This window comes from Pseudomonas migulae (assembly GCF_024169315.1).
GTDB classification, from domain to species: domain Bacteria; phylum Pseudomonadota; class Gammaproteobacteria; order Pseudomonadales; family Pseudomonadaceae; genus Aquipseudomonas; species Aquipseudomonas migulae_B.
This window is the reverse complement of the sequence record NZ_JALJWR010000001.1, coordinates 1,732,910-1,757,645: the sequence shown is the minus strand read 5'-3', so window position 1 is coordinate 1,757,645 and position 24,736 is coordinate 1,732,910. Positions and strand designations below refer to the sequence as shown.

20 protein-coding genes and 1 pseudogene are annotated in these 24,736 nt (G+C 59.2%); 6 read left to right on the top strand and 15 right to left on the bottom strand.

What is annotated here, in order from left to right; translation table 11 throughout:
- Positions 1-27 precede the first annotated feature (27 nt).
- The 5 genes and pseudogenes from J2Y86_RS08065 to J2Y86_RS08045 all read right to left on the bottom strand — a co-directional run.
- A pseudogene (locus J2Y86_RS08065) lies at positions 28-172 on the bottom strand (integrase); the annotation flags it as partial.
- A gap of 258 nt (positions 173-430) precedes the next feature.
- The gene (locus tag J2Y86_RS08060; RefSeq protein ID WP_253429452.1) at positions 431-718 is read right to left on the bottom strand and encodes a hypothetical protein; all 288 of its coding nucleotides are present in this window, start codon (positions 716-718) and stop codon (positions 431-433) included.
- Between the two features lie 276 nt (positions 719-994).
- Positions 995-2,368, bottom strand: coding sequence for a lactonase family protein (locus J2Y86_RS08055; RefSeq protein ID WP_253429450.1), 1,374 nt, complete (start codon positions 2,366-2,368; stop codon positions 995-997).
- A gap of 297 nt (positions 2,369-2,665) precedes the next feature.
- Positions 2,666-3,343 (bottom strand): OmpW/AlkL family protein, encoded by a 678-nt coding sequence (locus tag J2Y86_RS08050; protein WP_253429448.1) that lies wholly within the window; start codon positions 3,341-3,343, stop codon positions 2,666-2,668.
- Between the two features lie 233 nt (positions 3,344-3,576).
- Positions 3,577-4,251: a hypothetical protein gene (locus tag J2Y86_RS08045; RefSeq protein WP_253429446.1), complete on the bottom strand. Its 675-nt coding sequence runs from the start codon at positions 4,249-4,251 to the stop codon at positions 3,577-3,579.
- Positions 4,252-4,862: 611 nt separating this feature from the next.
- Between J2Y86_RS08045 and J2Y86_RS08040 the strand changes: the two genes are divergently transcribed.
- Together J2Y86_RS08040 and J2Y86_RS08035 are read left to right on the top strand one after the other, a co-directional pair.
- Positions 4,863-6,902: an FAD-dependent oxidoreductase gene (locus J2Y86_RS08040; protein WP_253429444.1), complete on the top strand. Its 2,040-nt coding sequence runs from the start codon at positions 4,863-4,865 to the stop codon at positions 6,900-6,902.
- 189 nt (positions 6,903-7,091) lie between these two features.
- Complete coding sequence (locus J2Y86_RS08035) at positions 7,092-8,018, top strand: 1-aminocyclopropane-1-carboxylate deaminase/D-cysteine desulfhydrase (RefSeq protein ID WP_253429442.1); 927 nt, start codon at positions 7,092-7,094, stop codon at positions 8,016-8,018.
- Between the two features lie 31 nt (positions 8,019-8,049).
- Here J2Y86_RS08035 and J2Y86_RS08030 read toward each other — a convergent pair whose 3' ends face one another.
- The 3 genes from J2Y86_RS08030 to J2Y86_RS08020 all read right to left on the bottom strand — a co-directional run bounded on the left by J2Y86_RS08030 (position 8,050) and on the right by J2Y86_RS08020 (position 10,968).
- The gene (locus tag J2Y86_RS08030) at positions 8,050-8,610 is read right to left on the bottom strand and encodes a cytochrome b (protein WP_253429440.1); all 561 of its coding nucleotides are present in this window, start codon (positions 8,608-8,610) and stop codon (positions 8,050-8,052) included.
- Positions 8,611-8,877: 267 nt separating this feature from the next.
- The gene (gene phnX, locus J2Y86_RS08025) at positions 8,878-9,705 is read right to left on the bottom strand and encodes a phosphonoacetaldehyde hydrolase (RefSeq protein WP_253429438.1); all 828 of its coding nucleotides are present in this window, start codon (positions 9,703-9,705) and stop codon (positions 8,878-8,880) included.
- Positions 9,706-9,858: 153 nt separating this feature from the next.
- Positions 9,859-10,968, bottom strand: a complete 1,110-nt coding sequence (locus tag J2Y86_RS08020) for a 2-aminoethylphosphonate--pyruvate transaminase (protein ID WP_253429436.1) — start codon at positions 10,966-10,968, stop codon at positions 9,859-9,861.
- A gap of 109 nt (positions 10,969-11,077) precedes the next feature.
- Here J2Y86_RS08020 and J2Y86_RS08015 point away from each other — a divergent pair, with 109 nt between their 5' ends.
- The gene (locus J2Y86_RS08015) at positions 11,078-11,938 is read left to right on the top strand and encodes a LysR substrate-binding domain-containing protein (protein ID WP_253429434.1); all 861 of its coding nucleotides are present in this window, start codon (positions 11,078-11,080) and stop codon (positions 11,936-11,938) included.
- Positions 11,939-12,034: 96 nt separating this feature from the next.
- Here the strand turns inward: J2Y86_RS08015 and J2Y86_RS08010 are convergent, their stop codons facing one another.
- Complete coding sequence (locus tag J2Y86_RS08010; protein WP_008029617.1) at positions 12,035-12,907, bottom strand: LysR family transcriptional regulator; 873 nt, start codon at positions 12,905-12,907, stop codon at positions 12,035-12,037.
- A gap of 267 nt (positions 12,908-13,174) precedes the next feature.
- Here J2Y86_RS08010 and J2Y86_RS08005 point away from each other — a divergent pair, with 267 nt between their 5' ends.
- On the top strand, positions 13,175-14,500 hold the full coding sequence (locus J2Y86_RS08005) for an MFS transporter (RefSeq protein WP_253429432.1): 1,326 nt from the start codon (positions 13,175-13,177) through the stop codon (positions 14,498-14,500).
- A gap of 4 nt (positions 14,501-14,504) precedes the next feature.
- A complete protein-coding gene (locus J2Y86_RS08000) occupies positions 14,505-15,902 on the top strand; it encodes an FAD-dependent oxidoreductase (protein WP_253440166.1) in 1,398 nt (465 codons plus the stop codon).
- Here J2Y86_RS08000 and J2Y86_RS07995 read toward each other — a convergent pair whose 3' ends face one another.
- Entirely contained in the window at positions 15,903-17,231 is a 1,329-nt protein-coding gene (locus J2Y86_RS07995) for a type VI secretion system Vgr family protein (RefSeq protein WP_253429430.1), read from the bottom strand.
- A gap of 220 nt (positions 17,232-17,451) precedes the next feature.
- Here J2Y86_RS07995 and J2Y86_RS07990 point away from each other — a divergent pair, with 220 nt between their 5' ends.
- Positions 17,452-18,156, top strand: coding sequence for a YebC/PmpR family DNA-binding transcriptional regulator (locus J2Y86_RS07990; protein WP_253429428.1), 705 nt, complete (start codon positions 17,452-17,454; stop codon positions 18,154-18,156).
- A 149-nt stretch (positions 18,157-18,305) separates the two neighbouring features.
- On the opposite strand, the gene J2Y86_RS07985 is transcribed toward J2Y86_RS07990, so the two are convergent.
- The 5 genes from J2Y86_RS07985 to J2Y86_RS07965 form a co-directional block, all read right to left on the bottom strand.
- On the bottom strand, positions 18,306-19,607 hold the full coding sequence (locus J2Y86_RS07985) for a protein kinase (RefSeq protein ID WP_253429426.1): 1,302 nt from the start codon (positions 19,605-19,607) through the stop codon (positions 18,306-18,308).
- 139 nt (positions 19,608-19,746) lie between these two features.
- The gene (zapE, locus tag J2Y86_RS07980) at positions 19,747-20,877 is read right to left on the bottom strand and encodes a cell division protein ZapE (protein ID WP_253429424.1); all 1,131 of its coding nucleotides are present in this window, start codon (positions 20,875-20,877) and stop codon (positions 19,747-19,749) included.
- A gap of 222 nt (positions 20,878-21,099) precedes the next feature.
- Positions 21,100-22,146 carry an ABC transporter substrate-binding protein gene (locus tag J2Y86_RS07975; RefSeq protein WP_253429422.1) on the bottom strand — a complete coding sequence of 349 codons (1,047 nt, stop codon included), beginning with the start codon at positions 22,144-22,146 and terminating at the stop codon, positions 21,100-21,102.
- 18 nt (positions 22,147-22,164) lie between these two features.
- Complete coding sequence (locus tag J2Y86_RS07970; RefSeq protein WP_253429421.1) at positions 22,165-23,280, bottom strand: NAD(P)/FAD-dependent oxidoreductase; 1,116 nt, start codon at positions 23,278-23,280, stop codon at positions 22,165-22,167.
- The gene (locus J2Y86_RS07965) at positions 23,277-24,632 is read right to left on the bottom strand and encodes an NAD(P)/FAD-dependent oxidoreductase (protein WP_253429419.1); all 1,356 of its coding nucleotides are present in this window, start codon (positions 24,630-24,632) and stop codon (positions 23,277-23,279) included. The genes J2Y86_RS07970 and J2Y86_RS07965 overlap by 4 nt, the downstream gene beginning before the upstream one ends.
- Between the last annotated feature and the right edge of the window lie 104 nt (positions 24,633-24,736).

Sequence of the window (24,736 nt, the reverse complement as noted above, 5' to 3'; positions counted from 1 at the left end):
TCGGTGGAAAATTGAGTCCTTGCATCCGTCGATTGACAGGTTGAAGCGTGCCAGATCACGTGTCTTTTCCGCGTGGAGTCTGATCCGGATGGCCCAGATATCTCTGACTCGCAGGGGCTTTCTGCCCGACGAGCTTTCCCTTGTTCCAAGGCTGATGGGTGTGATCCAGCAATAGTGTTCATGGCTAGTCCTCCACGTTGAGGGAAGAAAAGGGTAGATCAATCACAATTGCCTTCATGCATTACGACGAGCAACATCCGCACAGCGCCTTGAAATATCGTTCACCGAGGGAGTTCAGGCACTTAGCGGCAGCATCAATTTAACGTGGAGCTGGTGTCCGGTTGGCAGGGACAAGTCCATTAGGCGCTTCTCCAGGCATATGGACTTTGACCATTGGCTTGTCTCTGATCTCACGCCGGACCCATAAGTGTTATTTGTTTCCGCCTCCTGCGCCCATGCTGGTGTTTTCGGCACCAACTAATGCGCGCTGAGTTAAACCTACACACTTATCAATGTCTCCAGCCTTTTTTGCCTCCATTGCCTCTTTCTTCGTTTGCTTAAGGTTGTTCGTTGCACCTCCTCCGAGGTTCTGGCCGGCCGTAAGAAGAGCCTCATCAATTTTCTCTATATTGACGTCGCACAAATTGTCAGCGGCATAGGACTGTAATGAAAAAATGGCAATGGCAGTCGATAGAATCAATGCGGATTTATGTTTCATGATTTACTCCAGTAATGGTTGTGGGATGGTAAAGGAGGTTTTCTACAAGGTTCTGGCAAAGTTAGCGTTATTTATTTCACCTCTATTGGTTATAGCGCAGCTGAGTGTTAAAGCAAGTAGTTAAGCAGTAAATATTGCATAAATTACATCATAAAAAAGCACGTTTATAAAATACAGTGTCAGTATTTTATGATTGCGGCTGATGCATGTTTGGATGCTGGTAGAGGCGTATTTTCTTTGCGTACAACGTCGGCGCTAACGAGGAAGCTTTGGGTTTCAGAAATCAACCGCAACGACTCCCTGAGCCCTTGAGTTCGCCGGAAATCCATCCTTTAAAAGGTCGAGTGAGGATGCGGCCTTAAGTAGTCCATCCTTTTTTACAGAAAAACTGTGTATGGCGTTACCAGTTTCAATGGTGTTTTCCTCGGTCTGATTGATTCTTTGATTGATGACATAAAGGAAATCCTCAGCGGGTGAAAGCGCTATCTCGAATGACGTACTTCCAGGCTGCGTCACATTTCGATTGTTGATAAAAGACTCGCCAGGCATTGGAACATTAACAACCTGAATTTCCATGGGCGACAGAGCGTTTTCGCCTGAAATGTCATAAACGGATATGGTGCTAGCTGTTTGCTGGGTGTTCAGGCGCGGTAAGTTGTTGACTGTGTAAAGCCTGGTAGCTTGCTTGTTGACCAGTATCCAACAGATATCTTGACCACTATTGTTTACCGCATTTACAAATTTCAAACTGCCCGTTTCGTCGTATGTGAATACACCCAGCTGATTTCTCGTTACGAACCCAGCGTACAGTATGTTTTTTGATGGGTGACTCCAAAGGCCCAGCGGCATTGAAGGTACGCCCGGCATTCCAATGTAAAGATAGTTTTCAATTGTCTCAGGTAGTGTGGTTTCGTTGATAAGTGTAATTTTTCCCTTGTTATCGACTTTCATTGTTTTGATTTGACCTTGAACACTGGGCTTGGGGCCGGCCAAAAATGATCGGGGACCATCTCCATCAAAATCAGCGTCAACCTGGAATTCATCGGCGAAAAACAAATTTTTCACAGTTGGGGATGCATGTATTTGCGCGGGCTTTTGGAAACCAGGTACTTTTAAAGTGTCCGCGTGGACAAGAGCCCCGTTATGCTGGATTTCAAACGAAGTGTAACTGGCTCCCTCAGGATCAGATAAGCCCGCCTTTTGATGGTAGTCTTCGTTCCGGTTAGCGGCGATCAAAACGTTTCCTGAAATATTGATGCTGACCGGTGCGATGCCTTTAGATGGGAATGGTGAACCGGGAATTTCGGTAAGAGTTCCTTCTTTACCGATATTGAATCCGGATATGTTATTGCTGTTGGTGTTTACGGCATAAAGTCGTTTTTTATCACCGGTGACGATGATTTGCGAATCGTTATCCTGGGGGCCGAGTTTTCCATGCGTGTCATTATTGATGCCTGTACCGTTGGTTTTATAAAATCTCATAAATTGTAGAGAACCATCGTTCAATCGTCGGTATTGAGCGACCTCGTTTTCGTTTTTGGCAATATTGTTCGTTAAGGTGTAGAGGAATTTTTTCTCGCCCCCCGCGAAGGCAGCGCAACTTAAGCAGATAGCTACGGCCGACAGCGCGAATTTAGGTAGTACGCTCATGGAGATGTCCTCAAGTGCAAATTTTATTGGCAGGATCAGGCTGTCCTTGTGAATTTAGAGTTGCTGCTGTAAGTCCATCCAAAATGCTTGCATGAATACGCTAGCATCGGCCCTGGTTGTTTGATTTCGAAAAAATGCGAATTTTGTCAGGACGGTCGACGCGGAAACTTCGCTTATGTAGCTATAAACGGTTGGTAAGCGATCGCGAAACATGAATAGTTGTTCGCATGTCCACGAGTGGTGTGAAAGAGCGGCCGGTGAAGGTCGACCCTCATGTCGGTTACTGCCAAGGTGGGTTTAGAACTTATAGCCAAGACCGACCATGTACACCCACGGGTCGATATCCACATTGAGCTTCAAGGCTCCAACACCAGCCAAGTCAGCGTGGGCATTGGTGTCGATGTCGATATAACGCATCTGGCCGTTGACCATCCAATGATCATCAATCATATAGTCGGCGCCGATTTGTGCCGCCATGCCCCATGAGTCATCCAGATCAAGGTTGCTGTAACCTTTGGATTCAGCGCTACCTGAGATGTCGGCGTCATAGAAGGCGGTATAGTTGATACCAATGCCTGCATACGGCTGGAACGCGTAGTTCTTGTCAAGCGGGTAATAGATCAAACTCAGAGTTGGGGGCAATTGTTTGACGTCTCCGAGCTGGCCATTTAGTCCAGCCAAACCGCCTTGCAGTCCGTGTACACCCACATCGTGGCTGAATGTGGCGGCCAGCAACTCGATACCGAAATGGTCGGTAATCATGTAGGCAAAGTTGAGGCCTAGCTGAGTGTCGCTTTCAACCGTTGCGCTGCCGCCCAAATCGCCAAGTGGGCTCTTGACGCCAGAGCTGTCTTCGTTCGGATCAACGGTGATAGCACCAGCGCGAACGATGATGTTGCCGGCTTCATAGGCGTTAGCAAAGTTAGGGGCGATCGCGAGGCCAAGTAGTGGAACTATAAGCATGTAAATATTCATGGATATTTCCTATTGAGTTGCTAGGCTTTTTGATAGGCGGTATTTTCTTTTTGTCATCGGATTTCAAAATTTTGATCGGCCTTGAGTATTGTTTTTTAGTGTCAAGCCGAGACGCTAGCACCGGCGCTAGTAGTTTGCTTTCAATAAAATGCGAATTTTGTAAGAAGGATGGACGCGAAACCGCGCCTATGAAGTAGCCGTAAGTGGGTGAGAGGATCGATCGGAGATCAAAGTTATGAATGGTTGATCGCGTTTCCACGGGTGGCGTTGAACTCAAGTTCCTGAGAGGTTGTGCCTTTTTTTATCAGGTGAGTATTCGCAAAATACTCAATGCTTGAAGCAAACCACATCGAATACGCCAGAAGTTCAATGCTCTCTTGTACAGTAGTCTTGGCAAGTCGGACGTAGCCCTCATCGAGAACTAGATGCCAAAGATTACCGGTACCAAACACGCGCGAGAATACAAGAATGCTCAATCCCGTGGTCATGGTTCCGAACGCACGTGTACGAGTGAAAGACGCAATTGCAGCAAGAGTCTCTTGACGGTTTCTGTCATTGAATGCAAAGGCCATCGAGAATGTCGCGATAGCGGTGAATGGCCAGCACCATGCGCTATTACTTATAGGATCCAGGAGTCCGTCCATTTCTCGCGTTAGCAGACATGTAAAGAAACCGCACCCCAATACGCTAAATCCTGTTTTCCCTGATGTGCTGGCACTTGCCAAAAATAGTACGGCACACAGAAATAGCATTGCTTCTTGAGTAATCTCTACAAAGGACATTTCTAATATTCGGGTTTGGAATACAGCTATGTCCAGCCAGATCATACTCAAAGCTGTGCCGGTTAAGGCGAGCTTTAACAACGCCTCGATACATGAAAGCTGTAGCGTTTTTGAATCAGAACTCATTAGCTACCCTCAGTTTCCAGCCATCAGGTGAGAAATTCCTTAAACAGTAAGCACAGCGCTATCTCACAAAATTTTCACATTGTCAGACCGCCACCCTAGCGTTGACGGTGAGGATGCTTCTTTCAGAAAATTGCGATACTTAGGGGCAACACGTTTGTACGGCACCCTGGTGCGGTTCAGGCGTAAAAAGCCGATGTCTGAAGGGGTTTCGCTTTCCGTTACGCTAGCGTAGCCAAGCCGGTTTGAGCACACTCAAGGCGGGTTACGATGATCGCAGCACCGCGGAAACTCCTCTAGTAATTGCCCGACATCACGACATGGAACACTTCGCGCACGACACTCATGCAGGCCTTTAACGTTCCCGCGAGACGGCTGGCTAATACCATTCTTAAATGAAAAGAATTCCAATCGTAGTGAAAACTCATGTCTGGAGTTCGAGACCGCGTAGCCAGGCCAATGGGCGAAGCCTGAGGTTCTGCACATTTGGATCATTAAGTTGTCAGTTACGGTCATTGAGCGACCGGGGGAGTGCTCATAGTCTGTTGCACATGACAGAGGGGCGCCAAAGAGCGCCCACACTTTTTCCGTGATCGCTCGTTGTGGAGTTACCGATGACCGCCGCTCATTACCCGCACCTGTTGGCCCCGCTGGACCTGGGTTTTACCACGCTGCGCAACCGCACCCTGATGGGCTCGATGCACACCGGTCTGGAGGAGAAACCCGGCGGTTTCGAGCGTATGGCTGCCTACTTCGCCGAGCGTGCCCGTGGTGGCGTCGGCCTGATGGTTACTGGCGGTATCAGCCCGAACGACGAAGGCGGTGTGTATTCCGGCGCGGCCAAGCTGACCACTGAAGAAGAAGCGCTGAAACACCAGATCGTGACCCGCGCGGTGCACGAGGCGGGCGGCAAGATCTGCATGCAGATTCTTCACGCCGGTCGTTATGCCTACAGCCCGAAACAGGTTGCGCCAAGCGCCATTCAGGCGCCGATCAACCCGTTCAAGCCCAAGGAGCTGGACGAGGAAGGCATCGAGAAGCAGATCAACGATTTCGTCACCTGCTCGACCCTGGCGCAAAAAGCCGAGTATGACGGCGTCGAGATCATGGGCTCCGAAGGTTATTTCATTAACCAGTTCCTCGCGGCCCACACCAACCATCGCACCGACCGCTGGGGCGGCAGTTACGAAAACCGCATGCGCCTGCCGGTGGAAATCGTCCGTCGTGTGCGCGAAGCCGTTGGCCCGAATTTCATCATTATCTTCCGCCTGTCGATGCTCGATCTGGTGGAAGGCGGCAGCACCTGGGAAGAAATCGTGACGCTGGCCAAGGCCATCGAGCAGGCCGGTGCGACGATCATCAATACGGGTATCGGCTGGCACGAAGCGCGGATTCCGACCATCGCCACCAAAGTGCCGCGCGGGGCGTTCAGCAAGGTCACCGCCAAACTGCGTGGTTCGGTGAGCATTCCGCTGATCACCACCAACCGTATCAACACCCCGGAAGTGGCCGAGCAGATATTGGCGGAAGGCGATGCCGACATGGTGTCGATGGCGCGGCCATTCCTGGCCGACCCGGACTTCGTCAACAAGGCCGCCGCTGGCCGTGCCGATGAAATCAACACCTGCATCGGTTGCAACCAGGCGTGCCTCGATCACACGTTCGGCGGCAAGTTGACCACGTGCCTGGTCAACCCGCGGGCCTGTCATGAGACCGAACTCAATTACCTGCCGGTGCAACAGATCAAGAAGGTTGCGGTGGTCGGTGCCGGCCCTGCGGGTCTGTCTGCTGCCACCGTGGCGGCCGAACGTGGACATCAGGTGACGCTGTTCGATTCGGCCAGCGAAATCGGCGGCCAGTTCAACGTCGCCAAGCGCGTGCCGGGCAAGGAAGAGTTCTTTGAAACCCTGCGCTACTTCAACCGCAAGTTGCAGACCACCAACGTCGAGGTTTGCCTGAACACCCGCGTTGATGTGGCGAAACTGGTGGAAGGCGGTTACGACGAGATCATCCTGGCGACCGGTATTGCGCCAAGAACGCCGGCGATTCCGGGCGTCGAGAACGCCAAGGTGCTGAGCTACCTCGACGTGATCCTGCAACGCAAACCGGTGGGCAAGCGTGTCGCGGTGATCGGCGCCGGTGGTATCGGTTTTGACGTGTCGGAGTTTCTGGTGCACCAAGGCGTAGCCACCAGCCTCGACCGCGAAGCCTTCTGGAAAGAATGGGGCATCGACACACATCTGGAGGCGCGCGGCGGCGTGGCCGGCATCAAGGCCGAAGTGCATGCCCCGGCCCGTGAAGTGTTCCTGCTGCAACGCAAGAAATCCAAGGTCGGCGACGGCCTGGGCAAGACCACCGGCTGGATTCACCGCACCGGTCTGAAGAACAAGCAGGTGCAGATGCTCAACAGTGTCGAATACCTGAAGATCGATGACGAAGGTTTGCACATCCGCATCGGTGAAACCGGCGAGCCGCAAGTGCTGGCGGTGGACAACATCGTGATCTGCGCCGGGCAGGATCCGTTGCGTGAGTTGCAGGACGGGTTGGTCGCGGCCGGGCAGAACGTGCACCTGATTGGCGGCGCGGACGTGGCGGCAGAGCTGGATGCGAAGCGGGCGATCAATCAGGGTTCGCGGTTGGCTGCACAGTTGTAATCACGCAATCCCTGTGGCGAGGGGGCTTGCCCCCGTTCGGCGGCGCAGCCGTCGTAAACCCATTCGCCTCGGTGATTCTGGAAAACCGTGTCGTATGGGTATGGGGCTGCTGCGCAGCCCAACGGGGGCAAGCCCCCTCGCCACAGGTCTGCTGTTAAGATGCTGGCTCTTTACCCAGAGCCGGCACCAATGCTTCTCCCTTCCAGTGACTGGCTACCCCAAGCCCCGCTCGACCTTCTGCAACTTGACTGGCTAACCCGATCAAGCATCGAAGTCGCCATCCTGCGCCTCGACCGAATCGACCCACTGATCAGCGGCAACAAGTGGTTCAAGCTCATCGAACACCTCAAAGCCGCCGACCTCGCCGGAACCAAAGGCATCATCAGCCTGGGCGGTGCTCACTCCAATCATCTGCATGCACTGGCGGCTGCCGGCAAGCGCTTCGGGTTCAATACGGTGGGTTTGCTACGCGGTCATCCGCAAGAAACCCCTACGGTCAAAGACTTGCAAGCCTTCGGCATGCAGTTGCACTGGCTGGGGTATGGCGGTTATCGCGCGCGGCACGAAGCAGGTTTTTGGGAGCCTTGGCGGGAGCAATACCCCGATCTGTTTCCCGTGCCCGAAGGCGGCGGCGGATTGCCGGGCGCAAAGGGCTGCATGCGGCTGAAGGTGATGGTCAGTGAGCAACTGAACGGTCTGGGCTGGAGCGACTACGACGGTTGGTGGCTGGCCTGCGGAACCGGCACCACGCTGGCGGGCCTGGTGCTGGCCGAAGCGGGGGAGCATCCGGTCTACGGCGCGTTGGCGGTGCCCGACGATCATGGTGTGGCGCAGCAGGTCGAATCGATCGTGCAGGAAGCAGGCTTGCGCGATCCGGTCTATGAACTGTTTGACGCCAGTCGCGGTGGCTTCGCCAAAGTCGATCCGGTGTTACTGGCGTTCATCGCGCAGACCGAACAGGCCTGCGGCATTCCCCTCGAGCCGCTGTATACGGGCAAAGCGCTGTTGGCGCTGAAACAGCAGGTCGAAGCCGGCCGATTTGCAAAGGGCACGCGCCTGATCTTCATCCACACCGGTGGCTTGCAGGGCCGCCGCGGATTCTGTCCAAAAACTTGAAGGACGCCGCTCCCACAGGGTATTCATTGACTCAGGTATTGCGACTCACCCGCTTCGGCATCATCCGCAGCAGCGTGTTATCGCCCACCACATAGTGATGATAAATCCCCGCCACAGCGTGCAGCCCGATCAGCCAGTAGCCGATGGTGCCGCCGAGCACATGCCAGCCTTCGATCTGCCTTGCCAGCGCCTTGTCCTCTGACACCAGCAGCGGCAGATCAAAGCCATAGAACATCACTTGATGACCCTTGGCGCTGGTGACCAGCCAACCGAGGATCGGCATCGCGATCATGAAAATATACAGCGCCCAGTGCATCAACCGGGCGAGGGTGGTTTGCCAGTGCGGGGAGGCGGGGAAGATCTGCGGTGCCGGGCCGAGGCTGCGGGCGAACAATCTGAGCCAGACCAGCACGAATACCGTCAGCCCCAGCATGAAGTGCGACTCGGTGATCAGCGTTCGGCCGCCACTGCCTTTTGGAAAGATCCCGCGAAATTCGATGCAGGCGTACACCAGCGCCAGCAGGACCAGCATCAACCAGTGCAGGGTGATCGACACGGTGCTGTAGCGTGAATCGGAATTTTTCCACGGCATTCGGCGTTCCTCACAGGTCGGGTCAAGCCACCGTTCTTGGTCGACGGTGTGCTTTAACTGTAAGCCTGTTTCGCCGGGTTTGCCTGACGCCAGTGGCGGTTCAATGCTCTAAATCAGGTGATCGAGCAAAAAAAAGCGCCGCGTTTCCTTGTAGGAGCGAGGCTTGCCCGCGAAGACGTCCTATCAGCCGACATCCATGTTGAATGTTCAGACGCCTTCGCGGGCAAGCCTCGCTCCTACAGGGACGCGGCGCTTTGGGGGGGCGAATCAGCTGCTTTGCGGCATTTCACCCTTGGCCAGACGTTTGTTGATGTCGGCGATCACTTCCGGCAAATCGGTGATGGTGTCGATCATGTAGTGCGGGCGCGAACCTTCGAACAGCGCGTGAATGCGTTTGCGTTCGCTGGCCAGTTGATCGCTGCCGAGGGCGCGATAACCTTCGTAGTCCAGGCCCAGCGCGTTGCCCGAGCAGATGAGCGCGACGGTCCACATGCCGGCGCGACGGCCTTCGAGAATGCCCGGCACGGTGTCGTCGATCTTCACGCAGGCGGCGACATCGTCGATGCCCAGGGCGATGACATTGGCCAACGCCTGAGCGGGCCATGGACGGCCGTTCGGCACTTCGTCGGTGGCGACCACGTGATCGGCGACGTAACCGTTGGTGGCGGCCAGTTCGACGACTTTGTCCATGACTTGTTTCGGGTAGCCGGAGCACGAGCCGATCTTGATGCCTTGCTGGCGCAGGTTGGCAATGGTCTCCAGTGCCCCCGGAATCAGCGCCGAGTGCTCGGCGATTTTCTCGATCTGCAGCGGCATGAAGCGTTGGTAGATGGCGGTGACGTCATCGTCGGTCGGCGTGCGGCCGAAGGCCTTGCGATAGCGTTCGGCGACTGCCGGTTGATCGCAGAGGGTGCGGATGTGGTCCCACTTGCCCATGCCCATCGGGCCACGGGCTTCTTCGATGGACACCTGGACGTCGAATTCGGCGAAGGCCTCGACAAAAATCTGCGTAGGGGCGAACGAGCCGAAGTCGACCACGGTGCCGGCCCAGTCGAGGATGGCGGCCTGGAGTTTGGTTGGGTTGGTGTAGTTCATGGTGATCAGATCCTGTGGCAACTGGCTAATGATGGGTTGCTTTTTTGTGGGAGCGGGCTTGCTCGCGAAGGCGGAGTGTCAATCGACATCAATGTTGAATGTCAGGACGCTTTCGCGAGCAAGCCCGCTCCCACAGGGGAAAGGCGGTGTGGTTCAGATCTCTAGTACTTCCATCTCGCGCAGCACTTCAGCCACCGCCGCCACGGCCGCGTGCATCTCGGCCTGGTTGACGTGGCCGATGCAGCCGACGCGGAAGGTTTCGACCTGGGTCAATTTGCCGGGATAGAGAATGAAACCCTTGGTCTTGACGCGTTCGTAGAATTCCTTGAACTGATAGCGCGGGTCTTTCGGCGCGTGGAACGTGACGATGATCGGCGCCTGAATGGCCGCGGGCAGGAAGCTGCGCAAACCGAGCGATGCCATGTCATCGAGCAGCACTTTGCAGTTGTCGGCGTAACGCTGATGCCGGGCCGGCAAGCCACCTTCTTCGTTGTATTGCAGCAGGGCTTCGTGCAGCGCCGCGACCACGTGAGTCGGCGGGGTGAAGCGCCATTGGCCGGTCTTGGCCATGTAGGTGTGTTGGTCGTAAAGGTCCATCGCCAGCGAGTGCGAGTTACCCGCAGCATTGGCCAGCGATTCTTTGCGAGCGAAGACGAAACCCATCCCCGGTACGCCTTCCAGGCATTTGCCCGAGGCCGCGATCAACGCGTCGAATGGCACCTGTTGCGCATCCACTGGCAGCGCGCCGAAAGAACTCATGGCGTCGATGATCAGGCGCTTGCCGTGTTGCGCAATGACCTGGGCGATTTCCGGTAGCGGGTTGAGGATGCCGGTGCTGGTTTCGCAGTGAATCAGCGCGACGTGGGTGATGCTGGCGTCAGCCCGCAGCAGACGGTCGACGTCGGCGGCGGTGGTCGGTTCGTCTTCGGCGGTTTCAAAGGTGCTGAAGGAACGGCCGAGCACTTCGCAGATTTTCGCCAGGCGTTTGCCGTAGGCACCGTTGATCAGCACCAACACTTTGCCGTCGCGAGGTACCAGGGTGCCGATCGCCGCTTCCACCGCGAAGGTGCCGCTGCCTTGCAGGGGCACGCAATGGTGGCTGGCGCCGCCGTTGATGATCGCCAGCAGTTGTTCGCAGAGGCTGGCGGTCAGTTGATTGAAGCGGTCATCCCATGAACCCCAGTCGACCATCATCGCCTGACGGGTGCGGGCCGAAGTGGTCAATGGGCCGGGGGTGAGCAGGATGGGTTCGGCAGTACTCATTCTCGTGTCCTCGCAATCGATGGGATGAAGCTACGGGGCTTAAATTGCAATTTGCCGTGCTATCAATCAAATTGTTTGTTGTTATGCCAGCCATCAGTGAGGGTTATTCATGAACCTGTTCCAACTCCGCGCATTCGATGCGGTGGCCCGCGAGGGCAGCTTCACTCGCGCCGCCGCGCGGTTGTTCATCAGCCAGCCGGCGGTCACCGGGCACATCAAGGCGTTGGAAGAGCATTACCAGATCACCCTGCTGCGGCGCACCGCGCGACGGGTGGAGCTGACGGAGGAGGGCACCAAACTCGCAGCGATCACTCGGGCGATGTTTGGTCTGGCAGAAGAAGCGCAGGTGATGCTCGAGGCCAATCGACAGTTGCTCACCGGCCGTCTGGAAGTGGCGGCGGATGGGCCGCACATGGTCATGCCGATGCTGGCCAGTTTGCGAGCGCGGTACCCGGGGATCACCGTGAACCTGCGTCTGGGCAATGCCCAGGAAACCCTGGCGGCGCTATTGTCCGAGCACGCCGACGTGGCGGTGCTGACTGAGGTCGAGCCGCGCAAGGGCTTGCATTTGCAGGCACTGAGCGAGTCGCGGATTTGTGCGCTGGTGCCGGATAGTCACCCGTGGGCGCACCGTTCGAAAGGCGTGCCGCTCAAGGAACTTGATCAGGTGATCATGGTGTTGCGCGAACCGAGTTCGATTACCCGGCGCACGTTTGATGAGGCGTGTGTTCAGGCGAAGGTGAATCCGCGGGTGTTGCTGGAACTGGACAGTCGCGAGGCAGTGACCGAGGCGGTCGCGGCGGAGTTGGGGGTGGGGGTGGTGTCATCGGTGGAGGTCAGCCATGACCCACGGGTGGCGGCAGTGCCGATTGTGGGTGAGGGGTTGGTGAATCGGCACATGATCGGGTGTATGGAGCGGCGGCGGGATCTGCGGCTGATTCAGGCGTTTTTCGGGTTGGCGCCAGTTTAATAGACCGAGGCGCAGCCTTCGCGGGCAAGCCTCGCTCCTACAGGTTGCACGCGTCCTTGTAGGAGCGAGGCTTGCCCGCGAAGGGGCCGGACCTGCCTACACCAGACTCTCGCGCACCATCTCCAGAAACGTCGCCACCACCCGCCGTGAACTCTGCTCGCGCAAACACACCAGCGTTTCCGTCAGCCGTCGCTTGCAGTCGGTAATCGGCAGCGCACACACCCGCGAATCCGCACCAAACTCCGCCGCCGAGACCACGCCCACCCCAATCCCCACGACCACCGCCTCACGCGCCGCTTCCCGACCTTCGACCTGAATCGCCGGGCGAATCCGAAAACCGGCTCCGGCCATTTCCTCCTCCAGTGTCTGACGCGTCACCGAGCCGATTTCCCGCAGCACCAGCGGCGTGTCGTCGAGGTCTGCCAGGCAGATCGACTCGCGGTCGGCCCACGGATGGTTGCGCGAAACAAACGCCACCATCGGGTCATTGCGCAGCGGCAGCGAGATCAGTCGTTCATCACTGACATCGCGCCCGAGCAACGCCAGGTCGGCCTGATAGTTGAACAACCGAAACAGCGATTCATCGGTGTTGCCGGTTTCGATTTTCACGCTGATGCCGGGGTAACGCTCGCAGAACCGCGCGATCTGCGGCAGCACGTGCACCGGCGCATCCACCGCCAGGATCAGGCTGCCGGTCTGCAACGCCTGGGAATCCTGCAGCAACTCCTGCGCCTCGGCCTCGATGACAAACAGCCGCTGGGTAATGCTGAGCAAGCGCTCGCCCAGATCGGTCAGGCGCACCGAGCGTTTGTTGCGGTGGAACAACAACACACCGAAGCGCTCTTCGAGTTTGCGCACCTGGTCGGAAATCGCCGGTTGCGTGAGAAAAAGCCGCTCGGCGGCTTTGGTAAAGCTTCCGTGAACGGCCACGGCGTGGAAGGCTTTGAGCTGGGCGTGGGAAACCGACATCGAACCTCCAGTAACAAGCTGGGCTTATATTGGAAATACGATAAATCGATTTCACTTATTAATCAGTAATTGTTTTTATCGGCCTCAGTCGCGGTGACTGGTCAGTCGAACAGCCTCCGTGACCATGAGCCTGCGCGTGCAACTGCAGGACTCATCTGACCGGTATCGCCTCAGGGACGCAGCGATATCGCAGTGCTCAACAATAAAAAGACAGGCGTTATTTCTCAATTTCTGCCGGCACACTCACACCCTGAGGTCAGAACCACAATGAACAAACACATCGGCACCATCAAGCGTTGGCGCGTGCAGATCTTCGCGATCACCTGGCTCGCCTACGCCGCTTTCTACTTCACCCGCAAAGCATTTTCCGTGGCCAAACTGGGGATCGCCGAAGACCCCACGTTCACCCTCGACAAAATGGCCATGGCCAACCTCGACGCCATCTATCTCGCCGCTTACGCCATCGGCCAATTCACCTGGGGCATCCTGGCCGACCGCTTTGGTCCGCGGGTCGTGGTGCTCGGCGGCTTGCTGATTTCCGCCGCGGCCGCGCTGGTGATGGGCAGCTTTGCAACGTTACCGATTTTCGCCACCTGCATGCTGATTCAAGGCCTGGCCCAGTCCACGGGATGGTCGGGGCTGTGCAAGAACATCGGCAGTTTCTTCCCCGCCGAACAACGCGGGCGGGTGCTCGGTCTATGGAGTTCCTGCTACGCCTTTGGCGGGCTCGTGGCTTCGCCGTTTGCCGGTTGGTGGGCGTATACGCTCATCGGCAGCTGGCACGCGGCGTTCATTTCCAGTGCGGCGGTGGTTGGGCTGGTCGCCGTGCTGTTTTTTATTTTTCAACGCAACAAACCGGAAGACGTCGGCTTGCCGGCGGTGGAGCCTGAACCCGAGCTGACCGCCGAAGAGGCGCACGCTCAAAGCAAGATCAGCGTGCTGGAACCGCTGAGGGAAATTCTTCGAAATCGCACGGTGCTGGTGCTCGGCCTTGCGTACTTTCTGCTGAAGCCGGCGCGCTACGCGATTCTGCTGTGGGGACCGGTGATCGTTTTCGAGCAGATGCCGACCGTGGGTAAAGTCGGTGCGGCGATCATTCCGACGGCGTTCGAACTGGCCGGGCTGCTCGGGCCGATCCTGCTGGGGCTGGCGTCGGACAAACTGTTCGGCGCCCGGCGCATGCCGGCCTGCGTTATCAGTTTGCTCGCGCTGACCATTTCTCTGGCGTTGTTCATGGGTGCCTTGCACACCGGTAGTGTGATGCTGGTAGTGGCGTTGTTGTTCGTCATGGGCCTGACCCTGTACGGGCCGGACTCGATGATCAGCGGCGCGGCGGCCATCGATTTCGGCACCGCCAAGGCTGGCGCAACATCGGCCGGCTTCGTCAACGGCTGCGGCTCGGTCGGGGCGATTCTCGGCGGCTTGCTGCCGGGCTACTTCGACTCGGTCACCGTGTTCATTATCTTCGCCGGCTGCGCCTTGTTCTCCGCGCTGGTGCTGATCCCTTACTGGAACAGCCGCCCGGCGGGCCTGCAGGCCAAAAGTGCGTTCGTGCCTAACCGGCCGATGAGTGTCAAACCCCTGCGTACCTGAGGAAATACCGATGAGACCTTTCTGGCTGGAACAGGCGCTGGCGGCTGAGTCGTGCCCGCCCTGCGAACCCTTGGCGGGCGACACCCGCGCCGATGTGTGCATCGTCGGCGGTGGCTACACCGGGTTGTGGACCGCGATCATGCTCAAGGAGCAGAACCCGGAACTGGATGTGTTGCTGATCGAGGCCGACATCTGCGGTGCCGGCGCCAGTGGACGCAATGGCGGTTGTGCACTGTCGTGGTCGGCCAAGTATTTCACCTTGGAAAGGTTGTTCGGCGTCGAAGAGGCGGTACGGCTGGTCAAGGAATCCGAGCGCAGCATTTACGCGATCGGCACCTTCTGCGAGCAGTACGGCGTGGATGCCGATTACCGCCTCGACGGCACGCTCTACACCGCGACCAACCGCGCGCAATGCGGTTCGACCGACGCGGTGATCGCAGCGCTCGAACGCAACGGCATCAACTCTTTCACCCAGCGGCCGGTCGCGGATGTGCAGCGCATGGCCGGGTCCAGTAAACATCTGGAAGGCTGGTTCTCACCGGCCGCCGCGAGCGTGCAGCCGGGCAAACTCGTGCGCGGTTTGCGCCGGGTTGCGTTGCAGCTGGGTGTGAGGATTCATGAAAACACCGCGATGACCGGACTGGAGGAGGGCAAGCCGGCGGGCATTCAAACCCCGAACGGCACTGTCCGCGCGGACCGGGTCGTGTTGGCGATGAACGCGTGGATGGCCCGCGCGTTCCCGCAGTTCGAGCGCAGCGTGGCGATTGTCTCCAGCGACATGCTGATCACCGAACCACGGCCGGACCTGCTCAACGACATCGGCTTGACCAGCGGCGTCACGGTGCTCGATTCGCGAATTTTCGTGCATTACTACCACAACACACCGGACGGCCGGATCATGCTCGGCAAGGGTGGGAACACCTTCGCCTATGGAGGGCGAATGCTGCCGGTGTTCGATCAGCCGTCTCCCTATGCCGGTTTGTTGAAGCACAGCCTGAGCGAATTCTTTCCGGCGTTTGCCGAGGTCAAGGTCGAGGCTACCTGGAACGGCCCTTCGGATCGCTCGGTCACGGGGTTGCCGTTCTTCGGCCAGATGAGTGCCCACGGTAATGTGTTTTACGGTTTCGGTTATTCCGGCAGCGGGGTCGGACCCTGTCATATGGGCGGGCAGATTCTCGCGTCGATGGTTCAGGGGCTGGACAACGCCTGGACCCGTTCGCCGCTGGTCAACGGTCCTTTGGGCTTCTTTCCACCGGAGCCGATTCGTTACCTGGGCTCGCTGATGGTGCGCAACGCCATCCGCCGCAAGGAGCGCGCCGAGGATCACGGGCGCCGGCCAAGGCATCTGGATGTACGCCTGGCGAAATTCGCGGCGGCGGCCGGCAAGGCGGACAAGGGCTGATCAGGCCTTGCGGTTCACCAGCCAGTCAAACAGCAGGCGGTCATCGCCCTTGGGGTGCGGGACGGGGCGAGGCGCCGGCGGGCTGTTCGCGGTGGCGTACAACACGGGTCGGTCCGGATCGCTGTCGAGAAAACTGACGAGCACGTCGGTTCCGGCGACCGGCAGCCTGGACGGATCGATCCGGCCATCCGGCGCGACGACGACCATGGGCAACCAGAATCCGCTGGATTCATCCTCCTCGATCTCCGGGGTTGGCCATAACCTGACCTTTATCCGACCTTGATCATCCGGTTGCGCTGGCTGGCCGACAGGACCCAGCACCCGGGCCGTCTGAAACCCCGGAATGTTGGGTCTGGCCTGTGTGAGCGCGGGCCGGAATACCGTTGACCATGGAATGGCGGTGAACTGATTGCTATAACGCCGCACCCGGTTGGTGGCGTTGTGCTCAAGAATCGACGACTGCCGGCCCTGATGCCGGATTTCGGTCAGCAGCCATTGATCGTTGAAGTTCGGCAGCGGATGTTCCGACACTTGTACGATTCTTCCACTGAGCAGGGCGTGGTGGTTGCTTTGACCCTGCATCTGCCCGTGCCGGCAGCGCAGGCGTTCCAGTGTCCTGCGGCTGAGCTGGTCGCGCTCGAGCGGTGGTGGGGCAGGGGGGGCGGTGAGTGGGTGCGAGGTGTGGCGCTGGAACAACTCACTGATCACCGGCTCGTTCACGGCAGCAGGCGCGTCGCCGTGAAAAGGCATCAGCAATGGTTCTTGAGGGAAGCTCAGACTGTCGTCGGCCAGCACCAGCACATGGCCGTCGCGCTGATGTTCGAAGTGATAGTGAATGCCTTCTTCTTCGCAGAGTCTTTGCAGGAAGGCCAGGTCCGTCTCATCAAACTGAATGCAGAACGGCCTGACAGGATAGCGCCCGTGCGGCAGTTCAAAGCGGTAGCTGTCTTCAGGCAGGCCGTTTTCTTCGAGCAACTGGTGCAGGATGGCGGGCACGTCGAGTTGATGAAACACCCGGCGGCAACGCTGTCGGTCGAGGTTTTGCAGCCAGGGCACCAGCGCCAGCCGGTAGCCGATCCGGTGCAGGTCGCGGTGTTCGCGGGTGGCGCAGTGAATGATGCCGTGAATGCCGCGGCCCTCCGCCAGGCTGAAAAATACCGGTTGTTTCAGCAGGCTATCCAGGCTCATGGCCGGCGCCAGGCCGATCACTTCGATGTCGAACCGGTAAGGCTGGTTGAGGGCTTCAAGGCCATTGAACTGCAGCACCTGCAAACTCAAATCGCCGTTCAGCAGGGTCAGGGTGAAAGGACTTTCCTTGTCGTTGTGCATTCGAACGCGCTTCTGCCAGGGAGTACGAGCGCAGAGGGTACGGAAACGTGACGCCTTGTGGTCACCGCAAGGCAATGTTTCAGAATCGCCCTACAACTCCCGGTGAAGATGTCGATTCGACAGGATGGATTTTTTGGTCGATTGCCAACTTTAGGCCGTATAAACTTGCGCAAAGCGTCGGCCAATAGATGTCTCGGCGCCACAGATAAGAGAGTGAGTAATGGGCGCACAGTGGAAGGTTAAACACAAAGAAGCGGCAGCCAATGCCAAGGGCAAGATCTTCGGCAAACTGGTGAAAGAAATCACCATCGCTGCGCGCAACGGTGCCGATACCACCACCAACGCACACCTGCGTCTGGTGGTCGAACAGGCGAAAAAGGCTTCGATGCCTCGCGAAACCCTGGAACGCGCGATCAAGAAAGGCTCCGGCCAGCTCGGCGAAACCGTGCAATACCATCGCGTGACTTATGAAGGGTTCGCGCCGCACCAGGTGCCGCTGATCGTTGAATGCGTGACCGACAACATCAACCGCACCGTCGCGGAAATCCGCGTCGCGTTCCGTAAGGGCCAGCTCGGCGCTTCCGGTTCCGTCGCCTGGGACTTCGACCATGTGGGCATGATCGAGGCGTCCCCGGACAGCCCGGATGCCGATCCGGAAATGGCTGCCATTGAAGCCGGTGCACAGGATTTCGAGCCTGCCGAAGAGGGTGCAACCCTGTTCATCACCGAAGCCTCCGACCTGGATTCGGTGCAGAAAGCCTTGCCTGAGCAGGGTTTCACGGTGTTGTCGGCGAAGCTCGGTTACAAGCCGAAGAACCCGGTCAGCGGGTTGAGCGACGAGCAGATGGCTGAAGTTGAAGCCTTCCTTGAAGGCCTCGATAACCATGACGATGTGCAGGACATGTTTGTCGGGTTGGCGGGTTAATTTGTTTCTTCAATGACACCGCCTTCGCGGGCAAGCCCGCTCCCACAGTTCCGAGTTGAGTCACAATGGTTCGAACAACTTGAATCCCTGTGGGAGCGGGCTTGCCCGCGATGGGGCCGGCCCTGCTGGCCTTAAATCCCGCGCAGCGGTCAGCGAATGTTCAACGCCCTGACTACTTCGCTGAACCCCGGCCGCGCCAGCACATCCGGCTGACAGCAACGCTGCTGCAAATCCTCCAGATGCACCCGCTCCTCATCGCTCAACCCCGAGTCGATCCGCTCCAGCAATTCCCCCAATAGAACGCCAAACGCGCGCACCTCGATCCGTTGCAATGCTCGACTTTCAAGGCTGTCCTCCGTCGAGTGGAAAGACGCTGCACCGAAGTCCCCCAACAGGCAATCACCGTGCTCGTTCCACATAATGTTGTGGCCATAGAGGTCGCCGTGGGTGATGCCCTGACGGTGCAGATGTTCGGCCACCGACGCGATGCCGCTGGCGATTCGCAAGGCCACACCGGCGCTGAACCGGGTGTCACTGGCGTAGACATCGCGGCTGCAGGACTCGAGGCTCGGCAAACCGGCGAGGTTGCAATAACTCGGTTCGATCAGCTCCATGACCAGCCCGGCTTGCGCCTGGGGATGCTCGACGATCCGTCCTTCGACCCGGATCAGGTTAGGGTGAAGGCCGGCGGTCATGCAGGCGTTCATTTCGTGCAACGGCGAGCCATCGCTGGTCATTTCGCCCTTGTAGAGTTTCACTGCGACTGGCGTTTCCTGCTTCCACACGGCCTGGTGAATGACCCCGGAAGCGCCTTCGCCCAACTGTTTCGCCAGGCGCAACTGCGACCACGGAATCGTCGGCGTGGCATCAAGCGCGGCCGCATCTGCTTCTGTTTCCAGCGGATTACCGGCGTAGGCCAGCCAGGTCAGGCTTGGCAGCGTCAGCAGCCATTCCGGCAGTTCGGTCAACTGGTTGGCGGCGATGCGGGTCAGCTCGAGACGATGGCAATTGCTCAGGCTCTCGGGCAGACGCTGCAGACGATTACCGGCCAGCATCAACTTTTGCAGGAACGGGCGTTCCCCCAGTTCGGTGGGCAGTTCGCTGATGCGGTTGTCGGTGAGGATCAGCCAGCGCAACAGCGGTGGCAGCGCAGCGCCAGGTACGGTTTCGATGCGGTTGGACTTGAACCCGACCATGGTCAGCCCGGCGCACTGGCCAAGGCTGGCGGGCAGTTCGCTGAAGTGGTTGCGGTCACAGAACAACACGCGCAAGCGGATCAGGCGGTGAAAGTCGTCCGGCAGGCTGCTCAACGCGTTGCCACTGAGGTTGAGCACCTCGAGCGTGTCCGCGAGGTCGAGGATTTCCCGGGGGAACTCCGTCAGGCCGGCGGCCAGGTCCAGGCGAGTGGTGCCAGCCAGCAGGCCGGCGCGCAGTTGCGCAAGGGTATCCATGAACAGATTCGCTATTGATCGAGGGTAGGGCGCGGGGGCCTGAAAAAGGGCGACATGATAGCGGTAAAGACGAGGCGGCTGTCAGGGCCTCTTCGACTTGCTCGCGAAGACGGTAGGCGCGGCACCGCCAATGCTGTATTCAAACCGCTTCCCTGACTTCAATCAGCTGCCCCAGCCGGCTACGGGTGCGCGCCAGGTCAATGGCATCGCCGCCCAGGCTTTCGCGCAACGACCGCTGGCCCAGCAGGATCAAATGCTTGTCCTGGTCGTACAACACATCCACCAGATTGATGAAGCGCTGTTGCGCGGCAATCGAGCAGTCGGCGAGGTTCGGCAGCCCGTCGATGATCCAGCGATCGAAACGTCGGCACAGCTCCAGGTAATCCATGACAGCGGTGGGTTGGTCGCACAGGTCGGCGAAGGTGAAACCGATGGTTCGTCCTTCGCAAAAGCGGGCGGGAAGATGCCGGGTGCCGACGGGTAACGCGATGGATGGCGCATCGGGCTCGGGCAGATTGAACGCCTGACGCTGCGCCATCGTGGCCGGCCATACGTAATGGCCCTGGGTAAACAGCTGTTGGGCGTGGGTTCTCGCCTGGCTGCGGTAATCGTGAGGACCGCCGACTTCCATCACTTGCATGCGGGCGTTGATCAAGTCGATCACCGGTTTGAACCGCGCATGGTAGAGCGGGTTGGGCAGCAAGCCTTCGGGTGGGTAGTTCGACGTGACCAGCAGCAGGATGCCGCGGCGGAACAGCGCCTTGAACAGCCGCGTGATGAGCATTGCATCGCCGATGTCATGGACGTGAAACTCGTCGAAGCACAGCGCCCGGCAATCTTTCAGCAGCTCGTCCAGCGTGGTCGCCAGTGGATCAGGGTGGTCGCGATGATTGAACATGCCCTGATGCAGCCGGGCGAAAAACTCATGAAAGTGCAGGCGCTGTTTTGCCTCGATGGGCAGCGCCTGGAAAAATCCGTCGAGCAACCAGCTTTTGCCGCGACCGACGGCGCCATGCAGGTAAAGCCCCGGCAACGGTTTCGACGAAGTGCCCAGCAGCACCGTGGCGTGCTGCGCCATGCAATCGATCACGCGCTGTTGGCTGTGGCTGAGTGTGTAACCCTGGGAATGGGCCTTGTGGCGAAAGTAGTCGTGGACTGCGCGCCCCGTTGCAGAGTGACTGGCGGAGGCGGTCGATGCCTTGCCGAAGAGGCGGCGCAGCGCGGGCCAGCGTGGTGTGAAGCGCGAACGGTCAGGCGGTCGTACGGCCACTGATGTCACCCCGTTATCGTCAGGCAGGCTCCCCGAGCTGCGGCGGCGTAGTGTAACCAATACGGGAAATTGGCTTCCAGTTGTGTAGACAAGTGCGGGACGCGAAAGGGCGTACAGGATGTGGGGTTTGACGCGAAACCTGTGGGAGCGGCGGTGCGACGATTGGACTTGCTCGCACCGCCGCTCCCACAGGGGTTTTGTTGCGTTTGCTCTATCGCAGAACTACCGCTCGATACTGCGATTCCACCGCGCATTCCACGCCGGGCGCTGTTCGTTGACCTGATCCCAGTCGATCGCAATCGCGGTTTGCAGGTACTGCTTCATCGCTTCGACCTGGCCGCGAGTCTTGTCGGTGGTCGGGGTGTTCGGGTTGGACGGGATCTGATCACCGTCTTCAAGGGCGGCAGCTTGTGCATCGGGTGTCAGCAGAAACGCGGCGAGTTTCTGCGCCAGTTCCGGTTGGGTGTTGTTGGCGATGGCGCATTCGGCGACGTTGAGTACCACCGCGCCTTCTTTCGGCTGCGCGTACTCGACCGGCATGCCTTTGAGTTTCAGGGCCGTCACTTGCGTCGGTGTCAGCGGGAACAGCGCCGCTTCGTCGGTCTGGAGCATTTCGGAAATCTTCGCCGAGCTCGGAATGTATTCCAGCACGTTGCGCCCGATGGTGTTCGGCCAGGCCTTGAAACCTGGTTCGACGTTGGTTTCGCTGCCACCCTGAATCCGGTTGAACATCAGGAAACCGTGCAGGCCGAAGGTCGAAGAGGCCATCGACTGGAACACCAGTTTGTCCTTGAAGCGCGGGTCGGCCATGTCCATCCACGAGGTCGGGGCGGCCCAGCCTTTCTCCTTGAACAGTCGCGTGTTGTACGCCAGCCCGGTGACACCGAGGCTGACCGCCACAGCCTGGTCCTTGATGCGGCCCTTGGCCGGAATCTGCGCCAGGGTCGGGCTGTCCTCGAGTTTGTCGCACAGGCCCATGGCGATGGCGCGGTACATGATGCCGTCGTCGAGGAACATCACGTGCATCTGCGGGTTGCCTTTGCTGGCCTGGACCTTGGCCAGGATATCGGCCGAGGTGCCGGGCACGATCACCACTTTGACGTTGTTGGCTTTTTCGAAAACCGGCAGCACCTTGTCGGCGTAGAGCCGCTCCATGGTCCCGCCGTTCATGCCGAGGTAAAGCGTCGGCTCGGCCTGGGCCTGGGTGACTGTGAGCAGGGCGCTCAGGCACGAAAATCCGAGCAGTGCAGTGCGTTTGACGTTATTCATTGGCGCGACCTTCCTCTATCAAGCAACGGAGATGGAGTGAAACCGGGTGATGGAAAACGCATCCAGCGACGTGGTTGAGGCGCCGCTGCAGATGATCTCGGTGAGCGCCTGGCCCACCGCAGGACCGATCTGGAAACCTGCGCCGGCAAAGCCGAACGCGTGCAACAGACCGGGTTGGGTGCCGCTGTGACCGATCACTGGCTGGCGGTCGGGCAGGTAACCTTCGGTGCCGCTCCAGGTACGAATTGCCTGGGCGCCTTCAAGAAACGGGTAGAGCTCGACAGCCTGGCGCAGGATCTCGATCACCGCGTGTTGACCGGGGCGGGCGCGGGCGTCGTCGAGGGCAAACCCCTGACCACCGCCCAACACACAATTGCCGCGCGCGACCTGGCGCGCATAAATGCCGCCGCCCTCGACACCGGTGCTGGCGTTCATCACCCACGGCAGCGGCTCGGTGACCAGCATCGCCGGGTGCCCGGCGTGCATCGGCACCGCTTCGCCGAATTGCTCGGCGAGTTTTCCAGCCCACGCGCCCGCGCAGTTCAACACCCAAGGTGCGCGCAGTTCGAGACCGTTTTGAGTGCTGACGCGAAAGCGCTGGCCGTCGTGCTCCACCGCGCCCACCGCGCATTGTTCATGAACCTGCGCGCCATGGCGCCGTGCGGCACGGGCAAACGCCGGAGATACCAGGCGCGGGTTGGCGTGACCGTCATCCGGACAAAACGAGGCGCCGACCGCCACCTCGCCGACCCACGGAAAGCGCGCACGCAATTCACTGCGATCGAGCACCTGCAAATCGAGGCCAAAGCCCTGACTGCTGGCGGCGTAGTCCTGCAGCGCGCGCAGGTCGTTAAGGCTGCGCGCCAGTTTCAAGTGGCCGCTGCGCTGGTACTCGCCGTCGATGCCTATCAACTGCGGCAACCGGCCCCAGATCTCGTGAGCCCGTTGCGACAGCGGCAGTTGCGACAGCGGCCGACCCTGACGGCGCACGCCGCCGTAGTTCACGCCGCTGGAATGCGAGCCGCAGAAGTCGCGTTCCAGCAGCGCCACGCGGCGCCCCGCCTGGCTCAGAAACAGCGCGGCGGAGGCGCCGACAATGCCGCCGCCAATGATCACTGCATCGACCTCGTTCATGGCTCGATCTCCAGGCCAAACGGCAACGGTTTGATCGGCGCCTGCGCCCGCAGCCGACCGATGTCGGATACCGCCCGCTGACTTTCGCAGGCAATGATTTCCGCCGCGGCGGCACCACACATCCGACCCTGGCAACGGCCCATGCCAACCCGGCAATGGGCCTTGACCCGATTGATTTCCCAATGGCCTTCACGCACCACTTCACGGATGTCGCCGGCGCGGACTTCTTCACAGCGGCAGATCATCACGTCATCAGCGGTAGCGGCTGCCCAGTTTTCCGGAAATACGAAAGCGCGTTCCAGGCCCTGGCGAAAGGTGTCGATCCGTCCAAGTGCCTGCTCCAATTGCACGCCACGTTGCGGCGCGATCGGGTAACCCTGATCTTCGAGCAAGGCGAGGGCGGCCCGTTCACCGGCCATTTCCGCCGCGTCGGCGCCCATGATGCCGGCGCCGTCACCGGCCAGGTAAACCTCGGCGACACTGCTGCGACCGGCGCTGTCCCGTTGCGGCAGCCAGGCGCGGTTGAGCGGGTTCCAGGCGAATTCGCAGCCGAGCAGATCGGCCAGTTGGGTTTCGCTGCGCAGACCGTGGGCGAAGGCCACTGCATCACACTCCAGCGCATGCTCGCTGCGTGAGTCGGACCAGCTCAGCGACTGCACCCGTTGTTCGCCGTTGATGCGTTTCAAGGTTGCACCCTGATGCACCGGGATGCCGTGGGCGGTCAGCCAGCTGCGGTAATAAATGCCTTTGGCCAAGGTGGCCGGTTGCGACAGCAGGCCGGGCAGGGCGCGAGCCTGAGCGCTGAACGGCGAACTGTCGAGGACCGCCACCACCTTCGCGCCGGCCTTGGCGTATTGATACGCCACCAGATACAGCAACGGTCCGCTGCCGGCGAACACCACCCGTTCACCGATGGCGCAGCCCTGGAATTTCAGGGCGATCTGCGCGGCGCCGAGGCTATAGACACCCGGCAACGTCCAGCCCGGCACCGGCAATACCCGATCGGTGGCGCCGGTGGCGACGATCACCCGAGAGAATTCCAGTCGTGCGGCGCGACCCTCGTGCAAGGTGTCGAGTGCACCGTCTTCGGCGTTCCACACCAGGGTGTCGGGACGGTAATCGAGCTGCTCGCGCAACTCATCAATCGTTTGATGCAAGGCCTTCGCCTTGCGCGCTTCGAAGCCATACAGCTTGACCGCCGAGCGTTTGAAGTTCGCCGGCTGACGCCGATAAATCTGCCCGCCGCCGCGTGCGGCTTCATCCAGCAGGATCGGGCGCACACCCTGCGCCACCAGCGTTTGCGCTGCACGAATCCCGGCGGGGCCGGCACCGATGATCACCACCGACTTCATACCCACCACCCCCCTGTGGGAGCGGCGGTGCGACGATTCGACTTGCCCGCGATGAGGGCGGCACATTCCATAGGGGTGGTGGCTGACAGTCCGCCATCGCGAGC